This is a genomic window from Streptomyces sp. NPDC031379, assembly GCF_055569615.1.
Genome location: NZ_JBVIIT010000023.1, coordinates 37,842 through 57,241, shown reverse-complemented (window position 1 = coordinate 57,241; position 19,400 = coordinate 37,842). Strand labels below are relative to the sequence as shown.

Sequence of the window (19,400 nt, the reverse complement as noted above, 5' to 3'; positions counted from 1 at the left end):
ACGAGAACGGACACGGCGAGAGCGGACACGACGTGAACGGGTCCCCTGCGCGGGGAGCGGGCGGCGAGGAGTTCGCGGGCGCGCAGGACATGGACGGCGACGACTTCGCCGACGCGCTGCTGGAGGAGGAGCTGCGTCAGGCGGCGGCCGTCCTGGACCCGGTCCCCGACGCGCTGCGCCAACTCGCCCTGGAGGCCTACGCCCTGCACGACCTCGACGCCCGGATCGCCGAGCTGACCTTCGACTCGCTCGTGGACGCCCTGCCGGTCAGGGGCGTCACGGACGCGCCGCGGATGCTGACGTTCCGCGCGGGGGAGGTGACGGTCGACGTCGAGGTGACCGGCGACGGGCTGATCGGCCAGGTGCTGCCGCCGCGGTCGGCACGCATCGAGGTGCTCGGCGGCCCGCAGACGGCCCGCCCGGTCACGGTCGACACCCTCGGCCGCTTCACCAGCGACACCCCGCCGGCCGGTCCGTTCGCCCTGCGGCTGCGGACCGGCGCGGAGGTGATCGTCACGGAGTGGCTGCGGGCCTGACCGCGCTCACCACAGGACCGGGAGCGTCCGCGGCCCGCGGATCATCGTCCGGTGCCGCCAGAGCACCTGCTCCGGCGGCACGGCGAGCCGCATCCCGGGCAGGCGGTCCAGCAGCGTGCCCACGAGGAGTTCGGTCCCCAGCCGGGCCGGCACCGCGCCGGTGCTGAAGTGCGGGCCGTTGCCGAACGCCAGGTGCGGGTGCGGATCCCGGTCGGGGTCGCTGCGGTCAGGGTCGGGGAAGACCTCCGGGTCGCGGTTGGCGGCGAGGGAGGAGACGTAGACCGGCTCGCCGTGACCTCGCTGACGACGGTGATCGGGAACGGCTCCAGCACCGCTCGATCAGATCGGCGGGCGGGCCGTCCCGGACGACCTCGTTGGTGATTGACCTCGGCCCAGCGGGTCGCGAGCCACGCCCAGCCCTCGCCGAACGGCAGCCGGATCCGGGTCAGCGGGCCCTCGCGTATGAGACCGGCGAGCATCGGGTCGAACGCCGTCCCGTCCAGATCGGCCGCGGGCCAGTCCCGCAAGGCGCGTACGCGGGTGGAGGCATAACGACGGTGGAGACGAGCGCGCTCACCGGACCGGACCCGGAACCGGTCGCGGATCCGGTCGCGGTACCGCAGGCGGACGGCACCGGGTGGCGACGGCCGCGGACCGAGCGGAGGATGCCGTCCCGGCGGCCCTAGGGGGCCTCGGACCCCAGGGCGTCGACGAGCGCGGCCACGGCGGAGGCCAGCCGGTCGAGTCCCGGACCGGCCGGGCCGCCCGGTTCCGCCATGTAGGTGTCCCGCCGGATCTCGACCATGAGCGCACCGACCCGGGCGTCCCTCCCGTAGAACTCCAGCGGCACGTACGTGCCGGCGAACGGGCTGTCCAGTCCCGTCTCCCCGCACCCGGCGAAGGCCTTGCGGGCCGCCTCGGTCAGTTCCGGCGGCGTGTGGAAGGCGTCCGTGCCCAGGCACACCGGCGGGCGCGGCCCGGCGGCGTGCAGCTCGTAGGGCAGCGGCTCGGTGGGGTACGAGTGGACGTCGATGACCACGGCCCGCCCGGTCGCGGCCAGCCGTCCCGCCACGGCCTCGGTCATGGCCCGGGCGTACGGCCGGAAGTACCGCTCCACGAGCGGCTCCGGATCCGTGTCCGCGGGCCGCAGCTCGCCCCGGTGGGTGGTCCGCGTGTACACGGCGCCCATCCCCACGGCGAGCATCTCCTCCCGCTCGTCCGGGAACCGCTCCGGGTCCACGACGAGTCGCGACAGCCGGTTCACGAACCGCCAGGGCATGACCCCGGTCAGGGCGGCCGCCCGCTCGGCGATCTCGGCGGTGTGGGCGTCGGTGATGTGGTCCATCTCCCGCTCGAGCGCCGCGTCGTCCAGCAGGATCCCCCCGCGTACGTCGTCCGGTATCGCCCGCGCGGAGTGCGGCACATGCAGCAGCACGGGCGACTCGGGGGCTCCCGGGAGGAGTTCGAAGGAGGGGGCGGGTTCGGTCACGGGCTGCTCCAGGAGTGTCGTCGGTGGCGTGGTGCACGATCAAGGTGCCACACGCCACTGACAAGAGGGGAGCACGGTCGGCCGGTGCCCGGACACGGCTCCGCCCCGGCCGGGGTTCCGGCCGGGGCGGAGGTCACTCAGGCGGGCGGCTCGGATGCCGCGGGCACTAGCGCAGCGACGCCAGCGCCTCGTTCCAGGTGGCCGACGGGCGCATGACCTCGGCGGCCTTGGCCGGGTCGGGCTGGTAGTAGCCACCGATCTCGGCGGGCTTGCCCTGGACGGCGTTCAGCTCCTCGACGATGCGCTGCTCGTTCGCGGACAGCGTCTCGGCGAGCGGGGCGAAGGCCTTGGCCAGGTCCGCGTCGTCGGTCTGCTGCGCCAGCTCCTGCGCCCAGTACAGGGACAGGAAGAAGTGGCTGCCGCGGTTGTCGATGCCGCCGACGCGCCGGGTCGGGGACTTGTCCTCGTTGAGGAAGGTCGCCGTGGCGCGGTCGAGGGCGTCGGCGAGGACCTTGGCGCGGGTGTTGCCGGTGGCCTCGGCGTACTGCTCCAGGGACGGCACCAGGGCGAAGAACTCGCCGAGGGAGTCCCAGCGGAGGTAGTTCTCCTTGACCAGCTGCTGCACGTGCTTGGGCGCGGAGCCGCCCGCGCCCGTCTCGAACAGGCCGCCGCCCGCCATCAGCGGGACGACCGACAGCATCTTGGCGCTGGTGCCCAGCTCCAGGATCGGGAACAGGTCGGTCAGGTAGTCGCGCAGCACGTTGCCGGTGACGGAGATGGTGTTCTCGCCGCGGCGGATGCGCTCCACCGACAGCTTGGTCGCCTCGACCGGGGAGAGGATCTTGATGTCCAGGCCCTCGGTGTCGTGCTCGGGCAGGTACGCCTTCACCTTGGCGATCAGGTTGGCGTCGTGGGCGCGGCCCTCGTCCAGCCAGAAGACGGCCGGGTCGCCGGTGGCGCGGGCGCGGGTGACGGCCAGCTTGACCCAGTCGCGGATCGGGGCGTCCTTGGTCTGGCAGGCGCGGAAGATGTCACCGGCGGACACGGTCTGCTCCAGGACGGTCTCGCCGGACTGGTCGACCAGGCGGACCGTACCCGTGGTGGGGATCTCGAAGGTCTTGTCGTGGCTGCCGTACTCCTCGGCCTTCTGCGCCATGAGGCCGACGTTCGGGACCGAACCCATGGTGGACGGGTCGTAGGCGCCGTTGGCGCGGCAGTCCTCGATGACGGCCTGGTACACGCCCGCGTAGCTGGAGTCCGGGATGACGGCGAGGGCGTCGTGCTCCTGGCCGTCCGCGCCCCACATGTGGCCGGAGGTGCGGATCATGGCCGGCATCGAGGCGTCGATGATGACATCCGAGGGCACGTGCAGGTTGGTGATGCCCTTGTCGGAGTCGACCATGGCGAGGTCCGGGCCCTCGGCCAGCTCGGCGTCGAAGGACGCCTTGATCTCGGCACCCTCCGGCAGGCCCTCCAGGCCCTTGTAGATGCCGCCCAGACCGTCGTTCGGGGTCAGGCCGGCCTTGGCGAGCGCCTCGCCGTACTGGGCGAAGGTCTTCGGGAAGAAGGCGCGTACCACGTGGCCGAAGATGATCGGGTCGGAGACCTTCATCATCGTGGCCTTCAGGTGCACCGAGTACAGGATGCCCTCGGCCTTGGCGCGGGCCACCTGCGCCGTCAGGAACTCGCGCAGCGCGGCGACGCGCAGCACGGAGGCGTCGACGACCTCGTCCTTCTTCACCGGCACGGACTCGCGCAGCACGGTGGTCGTGCCGTCGTCGCCGACCAGCTCGATCCGCAGGGTGCCGTCCTCGGCGATCACCGCGGACTTCTCCGTGGAGCGGAAGTCGTTCTCGCCCATGGTCACCACGTTGGTCTTGGACTCACCGGTCCAGGCGCCCATGCGGTGCGGGTGGTTCTTGGCGTAGTTCTTGACGGAGGCCGGGGCGCGCCGGTCGGAGTTGCCCTCGCGCAGGACCGGGTTGACCGCGGAGCCCTTGACCTTGTCGTAGCGGGCGCGGATGTCGCGCTCCTCGTCGGTCTTCGGGTCGTCCGGGTAGTCCGGCAGCGCGTAGCCCTGGCCCTGGAGCTCGGCGACGGCGGCCTTGAGCTGCGGGATCGACGCCGAGATGTTCGGCAGCTTGATGATGTTGGCCGCGGGCGTCTTGGCCAGCTCACCGAGTTCCGCGAGGGCGTCCGGGATGCGCTGGTCCTCGGTGAGGTACTCCGGGAAGACGGCGATGATGCGGCCGGCCAGCGAGATGTCCCGGGTCTCCACGGAGACACCCGCCTGCGAGGCGTACGCCCGGATGACCGGCAGGAACGAATACGTCGCCAGGGCCGGGGCCTCGTCAGTGTGCGTATAGATGATGGTCGAGTCAGTCACCGGGTGCTCCGCTCCACGTCTGCAACATTGCTCGACATCAAGATATCTCGTGATCGGGGTCGGCTCGACAGGGGTCCCGGCCGGAAAAGGCGCCGCGTCGCTGCAACCGAATCCCGTCCCAAGTGGTCATGACAAACGATCACCCGCCGACCACGGGCGATCCCCCACTCACCGGTGGCCGGTCCTGACCTCCCGGCCGCCCTGGCGAAAGCGGACCATGAGATATCGCACCAGAGTGACGGCCCCGGCGGCCGCCCTGATGTTCGGTACGGCGACGGCCCTGACCCTGGGTTCCCCGGCCCAGGCCGCCCCGGCCGGGCGCACGGGGGAGGAGCCGGGCCCGGAGACCCTCGGCGACCCGGTCTTCCCGGCCCTCGGCAATGACGGCTACCGCGTGTCGTCGTACCACCTCGACCTGGCCTACGACTCCACGACCAGGCTGGTGGAAGCCACCGCGACCCTGCGGATCCGCACCACGCGGGCGCTGAACCGCTTCTCCCTCGACGCCCTCGGCCTGGACATACGCGCGATACGCGTCGCCGGCCGCGCCGCCACCTGGGAGCAGGCGGACGAGAAGCTGCGCGTCACCCCCGCCCGGCCGCTCGCCGCGGAGGCGGCGGCCACCGTCTGCGTCACCTACTCCGCCGACCCGCGCCGCACCCTCGCGCACACCGCCTGGGTGCCCACCCCGGACGGCTTCGCGATCTGCCCGCAGCCGAACTCCGCGCACACCGTCTTCCCGTGCAACGACCACCCCTCGGACAAGGCGGCCTTCTCCTTCCGCCTGACCGTCCCGAACGGGCTGCGCGCGGTCGCGAACGGCTCGCTCACCGGCACCGAGACGCTCGAGGGCGGCCGCACCGCGTACACGTACCGCTCGGCCTCGCCGATCGCCACCGAACTCGTCCAGATCACCGTCGGCGACTACGTGATCAAGGACCGGCAGGGCCCGCACGGCCTCCCCCTGCGCGATGTCGTCCCCACCGCCCGCGCCGCCGCCCTCGAACCCGCCCTCTCCCTCACGCCCGGCCTGGTGGGCTGGCTGGAGGACCGCCTGGGCGCCTTCCCGTTCGAGACGTACGGCCTGCTCCCCTGCAACTCCGACGACCCGAAGGCCTTCGACTTCACCGGCCTGGAGACCCAGACCCTCACCCTGTACAAGCCGAACTTCCTGCTCCAGGAGGAGAAGAAGATCGGCTCGCACATGATGCACGAGCTGGTCCACTCCTACTTCGGCAACCTGGTCAGCCCCGCCACCTGGGCCGACCTGTGGCTGAACGAGGGCCACGCCGACTTCTACGGGCTGCTCTACCGCTACGAGCGGGGCTGGGCCGACTCCCTCGGCCTCACCACCATGGAAGCCCGGATGAAGGACACCTACGCCCGCGGCGACCAGTGGCGCCAGAGTTCCGGCCCGGTGGCCGCCCCCAACGCGGCGAACCTCTTCGACAGCCAGCGCTACCTCGGCGGCGTCCTCGTCCTGTACGCCTTCCGGCAGCTGGTCGGCGAGGACGTCTTCAACGCCGTCGAGCGCACCTTCCTGGAGCGCTTCCGGAACTCCTCGGCGTCCACGGAGGACTACATCGCCGTCGCCTCGGAGGTCTCCGGCCAGGACCGGTCCGGCTTCCTGCGCGACTGGCTGTACGGCACGAAGACCCCGCGCATGCCCGGCCACCCCGACTGGACGGTGACCCCGGTCAGCTCCTCCTTCGCCGCCCCGCACAGCAAGCGAGGCGGGCACTGGCACGAGAACTCGGCCACGCTCTGATCAGCCGTGGCGGGCGGGGTCCGCACCGGCCCCGCCCGTCATCTCGCGCTCGATCCACCGGCAGATCACGTCCACCACGTACGCCTGCTCCGCGCGGGTCAGCTCCCGTCCTTCGGCGATGCCGTGCCAGCGCCGCAGACAGCCACGGCAGCAGGTCGCCGTCGCGTGCTGGGCCACGAAGACCGGATGCCCCCGGTACGGCGTCTGCTTGCCGTCCTTGTACGGCTCGGCCGGCGCCAGCCGTCCGGCGATCAGGTCGCAGGCGTGCCGGCGGATCGTGGCCGGCCCCTTCAGCTCGGCGGTCGCCCGGTCCCGCCCGCGCAGGTGGAACCTCGCCCGGAACGGCTGGCGCGCGAGCGCGTCCAGCCGCTGATCCAGCAGGCGGAGCGCGCGGCGCCGATCATCGTCGACCACCGGCCGGTCTCCCGGCTCAGCTCAGGAGCCGGCGCTTCTGGCTCTCGAACTCCTCGTCCGTCAGGACCCCTTGGGCCTTCAGGTCGGCCAGCTGCTTGAGCTGCTCGATCTTGTGGGTCATGTCGTCGGCGGCCGACGGTGCGGCGGGAGCGGGCGGCGGCGCCTGTTGCTGCTGCGCCGGTTGCTGCGCGTACTGCTGCTGTGCGTACTCCTGCTGCTGCTCGTAGTCCTGCTGCGCCCAGCGGCCCGCCTGTCGTCGCGAGACGCGGTTGGACACGGCGGTGGCGGTTCCGGCGACGACGGCCGTGCGTGCGACGCCCCGAAGCAGTCCGGGCATGTTCGGTCATCTCCCATGTGTCGATGCGCCGGGCCGGTGCGGCACCGACCCGCGGGGCTCACCCGTCTCAGGCAGCCGCGGAGCCGCCGGGCGGGACCGTCTCGTCCGTGGCGTCCAGCGCCGCCAGCAGGGCCTGCACGGGGATGCGGCCGCTCGCGACGAGCTGGGCCCCACTGCGCCTGAGCGCACGGGCCAGGGGAGCCGCCCACAGGTTCTCGTACACCAGCACCGCGGCCGAGTTGCCGGCCTCCAGTACGCCGGCGGCCTCCTCCAGGTCGCTCTGGTCCAGCACGCCGGACGAGGCTCCCTCGAAGACCGACATGTCGATCTCGTCGCCGAGGTCCTTCCACTCGAGACCGACCACCGAGCCGTCGGTCTCCTTCCGGACGAAGGCGAGGTCGATGATCCGGACGATGCCGCGCTCGGCGAGATCGACCAGCAGCGGGAACGCCTCGCCCGTCATGCGGTTGCCGGGGAACTCGAGGACCACGTAATCGACGGGTCCCATGTCTTCGACGCTGTCCATGACCACTCCTTCGGCCTCGTCGCCACTCCAGTGCAGCACGCGGCGCAGGGCCTCGCACGTCCGTGTCCGTGCGTCTCACGCGGTGAGCTGGTAGATGCTCTTGCCCACCAGCCAGAAGCCCAGCAGCAGGCAGCCCGACACCAGCGCCTGCTCCTTGTGCGCCTTCAGCCACGCGCGCAGCCTCAGCAGGCGCGCCTTCGCCCGCGTCGGGGCGAACACCACGTACAGCTCGATGGTCAGCAGGCTCGAGGTGGCGAGCAGACAGAAGCAGAACAGGGCGAGCCAGGTCGAGAAGTGCGCCGTGTTCGCTTCCACCACCGTCGTCGCCCCCGCCGCGACCAGGCCCCAGGGCTGCAGGAGCACGGCGAGTCCGGCGGCGGCCCACATCGTGCCGTGATCCGTCCCGGTGTCCGACTCGGACGACCGCGCCCGACCGCCGGCCTCGGGCTCCCCGGACGCCGGGAGGCCGCCCGTCCGGGGCCGCGGCACGGCCGCGCCGGCCTCCGCCCGGACGGCACCGAGCCGCCGGCGCCGGTGCTCGCCGTAGCCGACGAGCACCACCCCGATGAGCAGCTTGGCCGCCAGGGCGGCCGTCGAGGGCGGGGACCTGGGCGGTGGCGGCTGCCCGTCGGTGAGGGTCAGGACGATCGCGATCACCGCGACCAGGCAGGCCAGCCAGCTCAGGATGAAGACCAGCCCCTTCCACGCCCCCCTGGCCGACGCCACCACCAGGACGAAGGCCATCACGGGCAGCGGATCGAGCGTGATGGCCAGGCCGATGAGCAGCAGGTCGAGCACCATGGCGACCCCAACGTGTCGGGACACCTCGAGGGTAGGCAGAAGCCGGGCTCACGACATCTCGTGCGGACGGGGGGTACGACTGCTCGTGCCGACGGACCTCCCGGGCCGGCCGGTCGTCCCGGGGTGCTGTCGGCCGCTCGGCCCGCCACTCTGGAGGCAGCGAAAGGAGCCGACGTCATGCCGACCACCGGGCGGATGCAGTCAGTGCGACGGAGCCGTGCGTCCCGTCGGCCTGTCCGCCCGGAACGCTGATGGCGTCGGACGGGCGCACCCAGCGGCTGGTCGCCTGGGCGAAGTCGGTGCACCGGCGGGCGGAGAGCCGGTTTCCGGTGGTCACGCACCTCGCGGACCGCATCGTGGCCGTGAACATCTTCGACTCCGGTACCCGCCTGGCGGCACAGTGCTTCCTGACCGCGGTCCCGCTGCTCTTCGTCGTCGCGGCGTACGCGCCGTCGCCGGTGCGCCACCAGCTGATCGGTTCCGTGAAGTCGGTGTTCGGACTGACGACCGCGGAGAGCACCGATCTGGAGCACGTGTTCCAGCCCACGACGGGCGAACTGCAGCAGGCCACCGGCGTGGTGGGCGGACTGATGGTGCTGCTGTCGGCCACCGCTGTCAGCCGGGCGCTGCAACGCCTGTGCAAGCGCGCGTGGGAGATTCCCAGAGCGGGCACCCGGGTCGCCCCCTGGCGGTGGCTGGCGTGGCTCTTCCTGTGGCTCGGAGTCCTGGTCCTGCAGGGCCCCGTGCGGGAGGGGTTCGGCGCGGGTGCCTGGCTGGGCGTCCCCCTCGCCTTCGTCAGTCAGACCGGCCTGTGGTGGTGGACCCAGCACCTGCTCCTCGGCGGCCGGATCGGCTGGAAGCCCCTGCTGCCGGGGTCCGTGATCGCGGCGGTCGTCCTCGGCACCCTGACGGTGACCGCGCGCCTGTACATGCCGCGGGCCCTCAACCGCGCCCTGGCCGAGTACGGTTCCGTCGGTTCGGTGTTCGTGCTGCTGTCCTGGCTGATCGTGGTCTGCGTCGCGGCCGCCGTCAGTGTCAGCGTGGGCGCCGTCGTGGCGCAGGAGCCCTTCCTGGCACGGCGCCTGGGCAGCCCGGCCCCCCTGCGCGACCGTGCACCGCAGGACTCGTGAGGCCGTGCGCGGCGCGGGGACCCATGGCCGGGCCGGCCGCCCCTGTGCGAACTGCGCCAGGGCCGGAAGACTGGGATGCTGATCGTGTGGAGCACCCTCCACAGCGTGAACGACAGGGGTGGTGACCCCGTGGTTGCCAAGCACGAGAACACACGGGGACCGGCCGTCTCGTACGTCGATCCCCTGGGAGAGCCGTTCCTGCGGACCCGGTTCGCCCTGCCCGCCCGGCCACCGACCTTCCTGCGCCGCCCGCGCCTCGCCGCGCACCTCGACCAGGCCTTCGAGACACCGCTGACGATGGTCAACGGCTCGGCCGGCGCCGGCAAGACCCTGCTGGTCGCGGACTGGGCCGCCGGGCTCGGGAAACCGGTCGCCTGGTTCACCAACGAGGAGGGGGACCAGGGCAGCGGCATGTTCTGGGCCCATGTGCTCCAGGCCCTGCGCGCCGCCGGAGCACCGCTCCCGGCCGGAATCGGCTGCCCCGGGGACGCGAGCCGCGTCGACCACAGGCTGCTGGCCCGTCTGGCGAGCGAGCTGAGCGGGCGCGACCGGCCGGCCCTCCTCGTGCTGGACGAGTTCGACCGGGTGACCTCCGCCCGGATCGCGGAACAGCTGGAGTTCGTCCTGCACCATGCCGGGCAGGGGCTGCGCCTGATCCTCGTCACCCGCACCGAGCCGTTGCTGCCGCTGCACCGCTACCGGGCGGCCGGGGCCATGACCGAGATACGGGACGCCGAGCTGGCCTTCACCACCGACGAGGCCGCCGCGCTCCTGGAACGGCACGGACTGCGGCTCCCTCCACAGGCCGTCCGCACCCTGGTGGAGCGCACCGGGGGCTGGGCCGCCGGACTGCGCCTGTGTGCCCTGGCCGCCCAGCAGAGCCCCGACCCCGAGACGTACCTGAGGGATTTCGAGGCGGGCCGGAGCACCATCGCCGACTTCCTCCTCGCCGAAGTGCTGAAACGGCAGACGCCCCCCGCGCAGGACCTCCTGCTGTGTGCCAGCGTCGTGGAGCGTTTCTGCCCCGAGCTGGTGGCAGAGCTGACCGGACAGGGCGGTGCCGAGCCGATCCTCGCCGACCTGCACCGCCAGAACGCGTTCGTGGAAGACCTCGGGCACGCGTGGTACCGCCTGCACCCGTTGTTCGGCGAGATCCTCCGGGCCCATCTGCGGGTCCGCTCACCGGGCCTCGAGGCCGAACTCCACCGGCGTGCCGCGCAGTGGCTGCGGGCCTCCGGCTCCCTGCCCGAGGCGCTGGCACACGGTGCGGCCGCGGGCGACTGGAACTTCACCGCCCAGGCCCTCGTGGACGACCTGGCGATCGGCCAGCTCTTCAGCGGGCTGCGCGCGAGCGATCTCGCCGAGCTGTTCTCACGGATGGGGCCCGAGGCCACGAGCGCGGCGGCGGACCTGGTGCGCGCCGCGCGCGACCTGTCCGAACGGGACGTGGACCGCGGCCTGGTCCATCTGCGCCAGGCCGAGGACCGTCTGACCCCCGACGAGCCCGATGCCGCGGGCCGGCTGAGCTGCCTGCTGCTGGAATCCCTGGCGGCCCGGCTGACCGGATCGCCCGGCATGGCGGAGCAGGCCGTGGCGACGGCCGGACAACTGCGGGGCGAGGTCTCCGCCCAGCTGCTGGAGAAACACCCCGAACTCACCGCCCTGCTGCTGACCCACCTGGGCTCGGCCCGGCTGTGGGCCGGCCGCTTCGACGACGCGCGCGCCGCCCTGTCCGAGGCCGCCGGATGCCCGAGCGGCGCCTCGACGGCGCTGCCCCGGGAGGACTCCCTCGGACAGCTGGCGCTGATCGACTACCTGAACGGCTGGCTCTGCCGGGCCGAGCGCAAGGCGCTGGCGGCCCTGAGCGAATCGGAGAAGTTCGGCCTGCGCCACCCCCGCCCCTCCGGCTCCGGCCTCGGGCAGCTGGTCCTGGCGGCCGTGGCCGTCGATCGCGGCGAACTCCAGGAGGCCCAGGCCCTCCTGGACGAAGCGGCCCGCTCCGGAGCCCCGTCCGATCCGGTGACGGCCGCCGGCCGCTCCCTGGCGACGGCCCGGCTGCTGCTGGCACGCGGCGAGCCACAGGCCGCCGCGGCGGCGGCCGACCTCACCGTGCCGGCCCTCGTGGCCTCCCCCTGGGCGGAGGCCCAGACGGCGCTGGCCGCCTCCGCGGCCCACCTGGCCGAGGGCCGCCCGGACAGTGCCGCGAAGGTGCTCGACGACGTGCCCTGTGACGGCGATCCCGTCTACACGGCGGAGATCGCCTGGGCGCAGTTCGCCGCCGGGAACCACGAGGCGGCGATCGAGCTGCTCGACCGCATGCACGCGCCGGGCCGCACCGGCCCAGGGGTGAGCGTCCGGGCGGCGCTGGTGCGCGCCTGGGCCGCCCAGGAGGCGGGGGACGCCGCCACGGCCCGCAAACTGCTCGCCCGCAGCCTCCTGGAGGCCCGGCGGGAGCGGCTGCGGCGCCCCTTCCTCGAAGCCGGACCGCCCCTTCGGTGCCTGCTGGAGACCCCGCCCCTGCAGGGTCTGGCCGCGGGCTGGCTCACGCCGCGCGCCCCGGCGCCGCAGGGCGGCCCGGCCGCGGCCCCGAGCCCCTCGCCCCTGGTCGTCGAGGAGCTGAGCGGACGCGAACGCGAGGTCCTCGAGCGGCTGGCGCAGATGATGTCCACGGAGGAGATCGCCGCCGACCTGTACGTCTCGGTCAACACGGTGAAGACCCACCTCAAGAGCGTCTACCGCAAACTGGGCGTGAACGGGCGCGGCGAGGCGGTGCGCCGGGCCCGGGAGCACGGAGTGATCTGACCCGGCCGGGCGGCTCGCCCGTGACGGGTGAGGCGCCCGCCGCCTCGCCTCCGCTGGGATGGAGGCGAGGCGGCGGCCGTTCACGAAGGGCCGCCGCCGACGGGACCGCGCCGGCGCCCCGGAGAGTACTCGGCGAGGTGGACACCGTGGGACATTGGCGAGCCCTGATGGTGCTCGGGACGGCCCAGTTCCTGATGGTTCTGGACACATCCGTCATGAACGTCTCCATCAGCCAACTGGTCGAGGACTTCCACACCGAGGTCACCGCCATCCAGGCCGTCATCACGCTGTACGCGCTGGTCATGGCCGCATTCATGATCATCGGGGGCAGGCTCGGCGACATCCACGGCCGCCGTCGTCTGTTCCTGCTCGGCCTGGTCGTCTACGGCACCGGCTCGGCCCTGACCGCGCTGGCGCCGACCCTGTGGGTGCTCGCGCTGGGCTGGTCCGTGATCGAGGGACTCGGCGCCGCGATGGTGCTGCCCGCCATGGCGGCTCTGGTCGCCGAGTCCTACCGGGGCAAGGACCGGGCGGTCGCCTATGGCGTGATCGGCGGACTGGCGGGGGCGGGCATCGCGGTCGGCCCGCTGCTGGGCGGCTGGGTGACGACGTACCTGACCTGGCGGCTCGTTTTCGCGGGCGAGGTCGTGGTCGTCGTCGCCGTCCTGTGCTGCCATCGCGTGATCAGGGAGTCCCCGCGCACCGGACCGCCGCCCCGGCTGGACGTGGCCGGCGCGGTCCTGTCGGCGGCCGGACTGGCGCTGGGTGTGCTCGGGGTGCTGCAGAGCAGCACCTGGGGCTGGGTGCAGCCGCGCAACCCGCCCTTCACCGTCCTCGGCTTCGCACCCACCCTGTTCGTCGTCGGCGCGGGGGTGGCCGTCCTGGCCCTCTTCGTGGGCTGGGAGCGCCGACGGGGGGCCGCGGGCGCCGACCCCTTGGTGCACCTGTCCCTGTTCGCCCTGCCGCCCCTGAGGTCCGGACTGCTCACCCTGCTGAGCCAGAACCTGATCCTGCTGGGACTGTTCTTCACCATCCCGCTGTACCTCCAGGTGGTGCAGGGGTTCGACGCGTTCCGGACGGGGCTGCGGCTGCTGCCGGTGTCCGTCACCATGCTCGTCACCTCCCTCGCCGCCGCCCGGCTCGGCCGGACCATGGGGCCGCGCCGGGTCGTCCGGCTGGCCCTGCTGACCCTGGCCGCGGCCATCGTGTGGCTGCTCGCCACCATCGAACCGGTCATCGACGACGCGCAGTTCGCCGGCGCCATGGCGGTGCTCGGCATCGGCATGGGGCTGCTCGCCTCCCAGCTGGGCAACGTCGTCCAGTCCAGCGTGGGCGAGGAGGAACGCAGCGAGGTCGGCGGCCTGCAGTTCACGGCGCAGAACCTCGGCTCGGCGCTGGGCACCGCACTCATCGGATCGATACTCATCGGCGCGCTGGCGCACGCGTTCACCGCGGCGGTGGACAGCGATCCGCGGCTGTCGGACCAGGCCCGGCAGCAGACCGGTGTCGCCCTGGAGGCCGGAATCAGCTTCGTGCCCACCGACCAGGTGCGCTCGGCCGCCCAGCGTGCCGGACTGCCGCCGTCCGAGGTCGACGCCCTCACGGCCTCGTACGCCTCGGCACAGCTCGACGGCCTGAAGGCGGCGATCCTCGCCACCGGCGGTATCACCCTCATGAGCCTCCTCGTCACCCCGAACCTGCCGACCGCGCCGGCCCGCCGTCCGCAGCCTTCGAAGGACGGCGCGTCGGCCGGCATGGCCGGTGCCACGGAGTGAGCGCGAAAGGCCCCGTGATGACCTCGACCCACCGCACCACGGCCCGGGAACGCCGTACCGAGCGCCGTGCCCACGCCGACTACACGGGCGCCGTGTACGGATCGATGCTCGCCGCGTCCGTGGTGATCGGAGCCGGCAGCCTGGGTGCGTTCCCCCGCCTGGAACTGGTGCTCCTGCTGTTGCTCACCGGCCTCGTCTTCTGGGTCGGGCACGTGCACGCCCAGCTGTTCGGGGCCCGCCTCGCGCAAGGTCCACCGGACCGGCCGACCATCGTGCGGGTGTGCCACGAGGAGTGGCCGATCGTCGAGGCGGCCGTCCCGCCGGCCCTGGCCGTCGCCGTCAGCCCGCTGTTCGGCCTCGACGTCGGGGGTGCGGGCTGGCTGGCGGTCGCCGTGGCCGTGGCCGGGCAGGTGGGCTGGTCCGCGGCCGGCGCGCGGCAGGCGGGAGCGTCCTGGCGTCTGGTGGCGGGCACCGCCGCGGTCAATCTGCTGCTCGGCCTGGCGATCATCTCCTTCAAGATCGTCGTGACCCACTGACCCGGTGCGCCGATCCGGTTCACTCGTCCGGCGCACCGGTCCCGAGCGTCGGATCACCTGTGCCGGGTGAGGTCCGGCCGGGCCGGGCGGAGCAGGATCGCAAGGGAGACCGCAGCCGGCCCGCGGCGGGAGAACGGCACATGCGCTACGAGATCCGTGTCGACGGACACATGTCGGAGGCCCTCACGGAGGCCTTCCCCGAGCTGGATCACGTGATGATGTCCGGTCAGACGGTGCTGTTCGGTCCCGTCATCGACGAGGCGCACCTGTACGGGCTGCTGATCCGCTGCCAGTCGCTGGGCCTGCGGGTCGTGGAGATGCGGCAACTGCCGGAGTGACCGCCGCGCCCGCGCGAAGGCGGTCGGCGCACAGGCGAAGCGGTCCCCGCCGCCGGGGTGGGCGGCGATGGCGACGGGGTCGCCGGAGCGGGCGTGCGCCCGCGCCAGGGCCGCCCCGCACGTCGGCCACGCCCCTCGAGGCCCACGACATGCGTCCAGCCCAGGAAGACGTCGTCGTACCGCGCGCCCTCCGTCGGGCACGGCGGACCCTCCGCCGTACGGCGCCTGCCCTCCTCGTGCATGGCGGAGGCCGGCAGGGCTCCATCCGGTCGGCGTCTCCTTCCGGCGACGCCGGCAGCCGGAGGTTCGGAAGCCGGGCGTCCCCGCACCACCGCACCCGCACCACCGCACCCAGCCCCGTGTCCGGCAGCGGGCCGAGGTCCGCCGCCATGACCGCCGCCCCGCGGTAGCAGCGCAAGGGCGGTTCGAGCCCGCGGCCGCAGCGGATCGGGGCCGGCTCCGGCACCCGCGTGGCCGACCGGCGCTCCAGCACGTCGATCACGTCGCGCCGGCCCGGCGCGGCCTCGAGGACGCCGTGGCGGGGCGCGGAGTACGACCGCGGGCGTTCCTGCCGCGGGCCACCCGGTCGGACAGCGGCGAGGAGACGGCGGCGAGGAGACGGTGACGGCACTCGGTGCGGCCGTGATCCACCCTCCTGGTACCGGGGCCCGCCGTCCCCTGCTCGCCTCCTGCTCCGGCGCTCGCGAGGGCCTGGGACCGGGGGCGACGGGCGGTCCGTCCGTGGACCCGCCCCACCCGCCGGGCCGGGCGGAGGGATCACCCGTGGTGGGTGATCCGGCGCGGCGCCGCCGCGGCAAAGCTGTCCCCCGAGGGACGGCGTGCCGCCCCGCCGGCATTCCGCGGGCGGCCTTTCCATCACGCGAGGAGGAGCCATGACCGAGTCGCGTGGACAGACGCCGCGGGGCGGATCGCCGTATCCGCCCGGCGAGGCGGCCACCGGCCCCGCTCCGGCCGTCACGGCGATCGCCCGCTCGTGGACCTGGATCCTGGGCTCGGCGATCGCGACGCTCGTACCGGGCGTGCTGATCCTCGTCTGGCCGGACGAGACGCTGCACGTCCTCGCGGTCCTGATCGGCCTGTACCTGCTGCTCGCCGGCGCGTTCCGGTTCGTGACGGCGTTCGGGCGGGAGGACCACGGGGAACGGCTTCCCGGACTGCTGATCGCGGTGCTCTACGTCCTGGCCGGCGTGCTCTGCCTGCGCCACCCGGTGCAGACCATCGCCGCGCTGTCGCTGGTCGTCGGGCTCACCTGGCTGGTGTCCGGCATCCTCGCGCTCTACACGGCGATCGCCGCCAAGGACCTGCCGCACCGCGGTGTCGTCCTGGGCGCCGCGCTGCTCGGCATCGTCGCCGGGATCGTGGTGCTGGCGCTGCCCACGGAGTCGGCGCGGGCGCTCACCCGGCTGCTCGGGCTGTGGCTCGTGCTGCTGGGCCTGGTCGAGCTGGCCGTCGCCGTCGCCTGGCGGGCCGCGGCACGCAAGGGCGGTACGCCGCCAGGCACGGTCGGCCCCATGGAGTGACAGCCGGCGGGCCGCACGATCACCCGCCTCGGGTGAGGACGACCGCACCTCGCCGTGTGCACGCTGAAAACGGCAGAGACCGGCTCGGTGAACCCCTCGGTGAACCCGATGTGCCGGCTCCCCGGACGGAGGAGAGACATGAGCGCGCAGACCTACCTCGCGTACGACTATCCGCTGATGAGCGCCTTCTGGACCATGCTGGTGTTCTTCCTGTGGATCCTGTGGTTCGTCCTGCTGTTCCGGATCATCGTCGACATCTTCCGCGACGACGACCTGAGCGGCTGGGCCAAGGCCGGCTGGACGATCTTCGTATGCGTGCTGCCCTTCCTGGGCGTGTTCGTCTACCTGATCGCCCGCGGCAGGGGCATGGGCAAGCGGGACGTTGCGGAGGCCCGCGCCCAGCAGGAGGCCTTCGACTCCTACGTCCGGCAGACCGCCCAGGGAGGCGCGGCCAAGAGCAGCGCCGACGAACTCGCCAAGCTCTCCGAGATGCGCTCGCGCGGTGACATCACCGACGAGGAGTTCCGCAAGGCCAAGGACCTGGTCCTCGGCAGCGCCGGACAGGCACGGCCCTCAAACTCCGTTCCCACCACCTCCGGGCGCTGAGCCGCGCCCCCGAGAACGAAACGAGATCACCATATGACCACGACACCTCACGCCCGCGCTCACACCCGCACCGCCAAGCAGCAGTGGGCCGGTGGTCTGACGGCCTTCGCGGGCGTCATGCTCATGATCGCCGGGCTGCTGAGTCTCTTCCGGGGCATCATGGCGATCGCCCAGGACGACGTGTTCGTCACGACGCCCAACTACGTCTTCAAGTTCGACCTCACCAGCTGGGGCTGGATCCACCTGGTCCTCGGCGTGATCGCCATCGCCGTCAGCTTCGGCCTGTTCGGTCCGGCGATGTGGGCACGCGTCGCCGGCGTGGCCGTCGCGGGACTGGTCATCATCGCCAACTTCCTCTCCATGCCGTACTACCCGGTCTGGTCGGTCGTCATGATCGCGGTGTCCGGCTTCATCATCTGGGCCCTCTGCGTGGTCAAGCCGGAGGACTCGGTCATGAGCCCGTAGGAACGAGCGGGAGGACCGACAGTGGACCGAGCGGGAGGATCGACAGTGGACCGGTACCCGCCCATCGCCGATCACGGGATGGTGGGCGATCTCCAGACGACGGCCCTGGTGTCGTCCGGCGGCACCGTCGACTGGTGGTGCACCCCCCGCTTCGACTCGCCGAGTGTCTTCGCCTCGCTCCTGGACAGTGAGCGAGGCGGGCACTGCCGGATGGCGGCGGAACACCCGGACGGCGACGGCATGTCGGTCCGGCAGCTGTACCTCTCCGACACGGCCATCCTGGTCACCCGGTTCATGGGGCCCGGCGGCGTCGGAGAGGTCGCCGACCTCATGCCGCCCCTCGACTCCCCGACGGCCACCGACCGGCACCGCCTGATCAGGGTCGCCCGGGTCGTACGGGGCACTCTGCCCTTCACCTTCGTCTGCAGGCCCCGCTTCGACTACGGCCGGGCCCCGCACACGCTCCGCCTCCTCGACGACCACACGGCCGTCCTGCGCGGACCGGGCACGGACCTGCACGTGCAGTCCACCCCCGGCATCCGGCTGCGGGCCGACGGCGACGACGTCACCGCCCGCTTCACCCTCTCCGCGGGACAGGCCGCGGTCGTCGTCCTGACCAGTACCGCCGAGGGGGCCCCGGCCCCGCCGGCGCCCTCCCTGCCGGCGGTCGCCGAGGAGGTGGAGGACTGCCGCCACTTCTGGCTGTCGTGGCTGCGCTCCTGCACCTATCGCGGACGCTGGCAGGACATGGTGAACCGCTCGGCGATCACTCTCAAACTGCTCACCTACGCGCCGACGGGCGCACCCGTCGCCGCGGCCACCATGGGCCTGCCCGAGCAGGTCGGCGGCGAGCGGAACTGGGACTACCGGTACACCTGGATCCGGGACGCCTCGCTCTCCGTGGGCGCCCTGGTCGATCTGGGCTTCGAGGCGGAGGCGTACGCCTTCCGCCGCTGGCTGCGCGACCGGGTCGAGGCCGGCGACACCGCTTCCGGCGACCCCCTGCAGATCATGTACCGGGTGGACGGCGACCCGCACCTGACCGAGGAGATCCTCGACCATCTGGAGGGCTACCAGGGCTCACGGCCGGTGCGCGCGGGCAACGCCGCCGCCGACCAGCTGCAGCTCGACATCTACGGCGAGGCCTCGGACGCCCTGGCGGTCGGCGGGGACATCGGCGCGGTGCGCGGCTGGAAGGCGCTGCGTGACGTCCTGGACTGGCTGGCCGAGCACTGGGACCGGCCGGACGAGGGCATCTGGGAGACCCGGGGAGGCCGGCAGAACTTCACCTACAGCCGGCTGATGACCTGGGTGGCGTTCGACCGGGGCATCCGCGCGGCCACGCGGTTCTCCCGCCCTGCCGACACCGCGCGCTGGACGGCCGCCCGGGACGCGGTCTTCCACCAGATCATCGAGCGGGGCTGGGACGAGAAACGGCAGGCGTTCGTCCAGCACTTCGACACCGACGTCCTGGACGCCTCGCTGCTGCTCATGCCCCGGGTCGGTTTCCTCTCCCCGCACGACCCGGACTGGATCAGCACCCTCGACGCCATGGACGGGGAACTGGTCAGCGACAGCCTCGTCTACCGCTACGACCCCGCGGCCTCGCCCGACGGACTGCGCGGCTCCGAGGGCACGTTCAACCTGTGCAGCTTCTTCTACGTCGAGGCGCTCGCCCGCAGCGGCAGGCTCGCCCAGGCCCGGCACGCCTTCGACAAGATGCTCACCTACGCCAACCACGTCGGCCTGTTCGCCGAGGAGATCGGCCCCTCCGGAGAGCAACTCGGCAACTTCCCGCAGGCCTTCACCCACCTCTCCCTGGTCATGGCGGCCATGGCACTCGACGAGGAGCTGAGCCGGGTCACGACCAGGCCGGACACCGGCGGGACCCGGCACCCCATGATCCACGGCTTCACGGCGCCTGCCGAGGCCACGGACGGAGGGCAGTGA

Annotated in this window: 17 protein-coding genes and 2 pseudogenes; 11 read left to right on the top strand and 8 right to left on the bottom strand. The window is 72.7% G+C overall.

Annotated features, from left to right (window positions below):
- The first annotated feature begins 89 nt into the window (after window positions 1-89).
- Window positions 90-536: a hypothetical protein gene (locus ACZ5CW_RS29790; protein ID WP_468606960.1), complete on the top strand. Its 447-nt coding sequence runs from the start codon at window positions 90-92 to the stop codon at window positions 534-536.
- 6 nt (window positions 537-542) lie between these two features.
- On the opposite strand, the pseudogene ACZ5CW_RS29785 reads toward ACZ5CW_RS29790, so the two are convergent.
- The 3 genes and pseudogenes from ACZ5CW_RS29785 to ACZ5CW_RS29775 all read right to left on the bottom strand — a co-directional run.
- Window positions 543-827 (bottom strand): annotated as a pseudogene (locus tag ACZ5CW_RS29785) (cytochrome P450); the annotation flags it as partial.
- Window positions 828-1,218: 391 nt separating this feature from the next.
- Window positions 1,219-2,025, bottom strand: a complete 807-nt coding sequence (locus ACZ5CW_RS29780; RefSeq protein WP_468606728.1) for an N-formylglutamate amidohydrolase — start codon at window positions 2,023-2,025, stop codon at window positions 1,219-1,221.
- A 166-nt stretch (window positions 2,026-2,191) separates the two neighbouring features.
- Window positions 2,192-4,411 carry an NADP-dependent isocitrate dehydrogenase gene (locus ACZ5CW_RS29775; RefSeq protein WP_468606726.1) on the bottom strand — a complete coding sequence of 740 codons (2,220 nt, stop codon included), beginning with the start codon at window positions 4,409-4,411 and terminating at the stop codon, window positions 2,192-2,194.
- 217 nt (window positions 4,412-4,628) lie between these two features.
- Here ACZ5CW_RS29775 and ACZ5CW_RS29770 point away from each other — a divergent pair, with 217 nt between their 5' ends.
- The gene (locus ACZ5CW_RS29770; RefSeq protein ID WP_468606724.1) at window positions 4,629-6,179 is read left to right on the top strand and encodes a M1 family metallopeptidase; all 1,551 of its coding nucleotides are present in this window, start codon (window positions 4,629-4,631) and stop codon (window positions 6,177-6,179) included.
- On the opposite strand, the gene ACZ5CW_RS29765 is transcribed toward ACZ5CW_RS29770, so the two are convergent.
- The 4 genes from ACZ5CW_RS29765 to ACZ5CW_RS29750 all read right to left on the bottom strand — a co-directional run bounded on the left by ACZ5CW_RS29765 (window position 6,180) and on the right by ACZ5CW_RS29750 (window position 8,257).
- Complete coding sequence (locus ACZ5CW_RS29765; protein ID WP_468606722.1) at window positions 6,180-6,593, bottom strand: DUF4186 domain-containing protein; 414 nt, start codon at window positions 6,591-6,593, stop codon at window positions 6,180-6,182. It lies immediately after the preceding gene.
- A gap of 16 nt (window positions 6,594-6,609) precedes the next feature.
- Complete coding sequence (locus ACZ5CW_RS29760) at window positions 6,610-6,930, bottom strand: SHOCT domain-containing protein (protein ID WP_468606720.1); 321 nt, start codon at window positions 6,928-6,930, stop codon at window positions 6,610-6,612.
- A gap of 67 nt (window positions 6,931-6,997) precedes the next feature.
- Window positions 6,998-7,456 (bottom strand): DUF6325 family protein, encoded by a 459-nt coding sequence (locus ACZ5CW_RS29755; RefSeq protein ID WP_468606718.1) that lies wholly within the window; start codon window positions 7,454-7,456, stop codon window positions 6,998-7,000.
- Between the two features lie 75 nt (window positions 7,457-7,531).
- Window positions 7,532-8,257, bottom strand: coding sequence for a GAP family protein (locus ACZ5CW_RS29750; protein WP_468606958.1), 726 nt, complete (start codon window positions 8,255-8,257; stop codon window positions 7,532-7,534).
- Window positions 8,258-8,508: 251 nt separating this feature from the next.
- On the opposite strand from ACZ5CW_RS29750, the gene ACZ5CW_RS29745 reads away from it, so the two are divergent.
- From ACZ5CW_RS29745 to ACZ5CW_RS29725, 5 genes are all read left to right on the top strand, one after another.
- Window positions 8,509-9,387, top strand: a complete 879-nt coding sequence (locus tag ACZ5CW_RS29745) for a YhjD/YihY/BrkB family envelope integrity protein (protein ID WP_468606716.1) — start codon at window positions 8,509-8,511, stop codon at window positions 9,385-9,387.
- Between the two features lie 105 nt (window positions 9,388-9,492).
- Window positions 9,493-12,189: a winged helix-turn-helix domain-containing protein gene (locus ACZ5CW_RS29740; RefSeq protein ID WP_468606714.1), complete on the top strand. Its 2,697-nt coding sequence runs from the start codon at window positions 9,493-9,495 to the stop codon at window positions 12,187-12,189.
- A 53-nt stretch (window positions 12,190-12,242) separates the two neighbouring features.
- Entirely contained in the window at window positions 12,243-13,964 is a 1,722-nt protein-coding gene (locus tag ACZ5CW_RS29735) for an MFS transporter (RefSeq protein ID WP_468606956.1), read from the top strand.
- Between the two features lie 17 nt (window positions 13,965-13,981).
- On the top strand, window positions 13,982-14,500 hold the full coding sequence (locus ACZ5CW_RS29730; RefSeq protein ID WP_468606712.1) for a hypothetical protein: 519 nt from the start codon (window positions 13,982-13,984) through the stop codon (window positions 14,498-14,500).
- Between the two features lie 140 nt (window positions 14,501-14,640).
- A complete protein-coding gene (locus tag ACZ5CW_RS29725; protein WP_468606954.1) occupies window positions 14,641-14,838 on the top strand; it encodes a hypothetical protein in 198 nt (65 codons plus the stop codon).
- A gap of 280 nt (window positions 14,839-15,118) precedes the next feature.
- On the opposite strand, the pseudogene ACZ5CW_RS29720 reads toward ACZ5CW_RS29725, so the two are convergent.
- Window positions 15,119-15,432, bottom strand: a pseudogene (locus ACZ5CW_RS29720) (DUF2252 family protein); the annotation flags it as partial.
- Between the two features lie 299 nt (window positions 15,433-15,731).
- Here ACZ5CW_RS29720 and ACZ5CW_RS29715 point away from each other — a divergent pair.
- The 4 genes from ACZ5CW_RS29715 to ACZ5CW_RS29700 all read left to right on the top strand — a co-directional run bounded on the left by ACZ5CW_RS29715 (window position 15,732) and on the right by ACZ5CW_RS29700 (window position 19,400).
- Entirely contained in the window at window positions 15,732-16,379 is a 648-nt protein-coding gene (locus ACZ5CW_RS29715; RefSeq protein ID WP_468606710.1) for an HdeD family acid-resistance protein, read from the top strand.
- A gap of 138 nt (window positions 16,380-16,517) precedes the next feature.
- Window positions 16,518-16,985, top strand: a complete 468-nt coding sequence (locus ACZ5CW_RS29710) for an SHOCT domain-containing protein (protein WP_468606708.1) — start codon at window positions 16,518-16,520, stop codon at window positions 16,983-16,985.
- A gap of 33 nt (window positions 16,986-17,018) precedes the next feature.
- A complete protein-coding gene (locus ACZ5CW_RS29705) occupies window positions 17,019-17,450 on the top strand; it encodes a DUF7144 family membrane protein (RefSeq protein WP_468606706.1) in 432 nt (143 codons plus the stop codon).
- Between the two features lie 45 nt (window positions 17,451-17,495).
- On the top strand, window positions 17,496-19,400 hold the full coding sequence (locus ACZ5CW_RS29700) for a glycoside hydrolase family 15 protein (protein ID WP_468606704.1): 1,905 nt from the start codon (window positions 17,496-17,498) through the stop codon (window positions 19,398-19,400).

Coding starts and splice junctions, on each gene's coding strand:
- ACZ5CW_RS29790 (WP_468606960.1), top strand. CDS start 90: ATGGACGGCGACGACTTCGCCGACGCGCTGCTGGAGGAGGAGCTGCGT.
- ACZ5CW_RS29770 (WP_468606724.1), top strand. CDS start 4,629: ATGAGATATCGCACCAGAGTGACGGCCCCGGCGGCCGCCCTGATGTTC.
- ACZ5CW_RS29760 (WP_468606720.1), bottom strand. CDS start 6,930: ATGCCCGGACTGCTTCGGGGCGTCGCACGCACGGCCGTCGTCGCCGGA.
- ACZ5CW_RS29755 (WP_468606718.1), bottom strand. CDS start 7,456: ATGGACAGCGTCGAAGACATGGGACCCGTCGATTACGTGGTCCTCGAG.
- ACZ5CW_RS29750 (WP_468606958.1), bottom strand. CDS start 8,257: ATGGTGCTCGACCTGCTGCTCATCGGCCTGGCCATCACGCTCGATCCG.
- ACZ5CW_RS29745 (WP_468606716.1), top strand. CDS start 8,509: ATGGCGTCGGACGGGCGCACCCAGCGGCTGGTCGCCTGGGCGAAGTCG.
- ACZ5CW_RS29730 (WP_468606712.1), top strand. CDS start 13,982: ATGACCTCGACCCACCGCACCACGGCCCGGGAACGCCGTACCGAGCGC.
- ACZ5CW_RS29725 (WP_468606954.1), top strand. CDS start 14,641: ATGCGCTACGAGATCCGTGTCGACGGACACATGTCGGAGGCCCTCACG.
- ACZ5CW_RS29715 (WP_468606710.1), top strand. CDS start 15,732: ATGACCGAGTCGCGTGGACAGACGCCGCGGGGCGGATCGCCGTATCCG.
- ACZ5CW_RS29710 (WP_468606708.1), top strand. CDS start 16,518: ATGAGCGCGCAGACCTACCTCGCGTACGACTATCCGCTGATGAGCGCC.
- ACZ5CW_RS29705 (WP_468606706.1), top strand. CDS start 17,019: ATGACCACGACACCTCACGCCCGCGCTCACACCCGCACCGCCAAGCAG.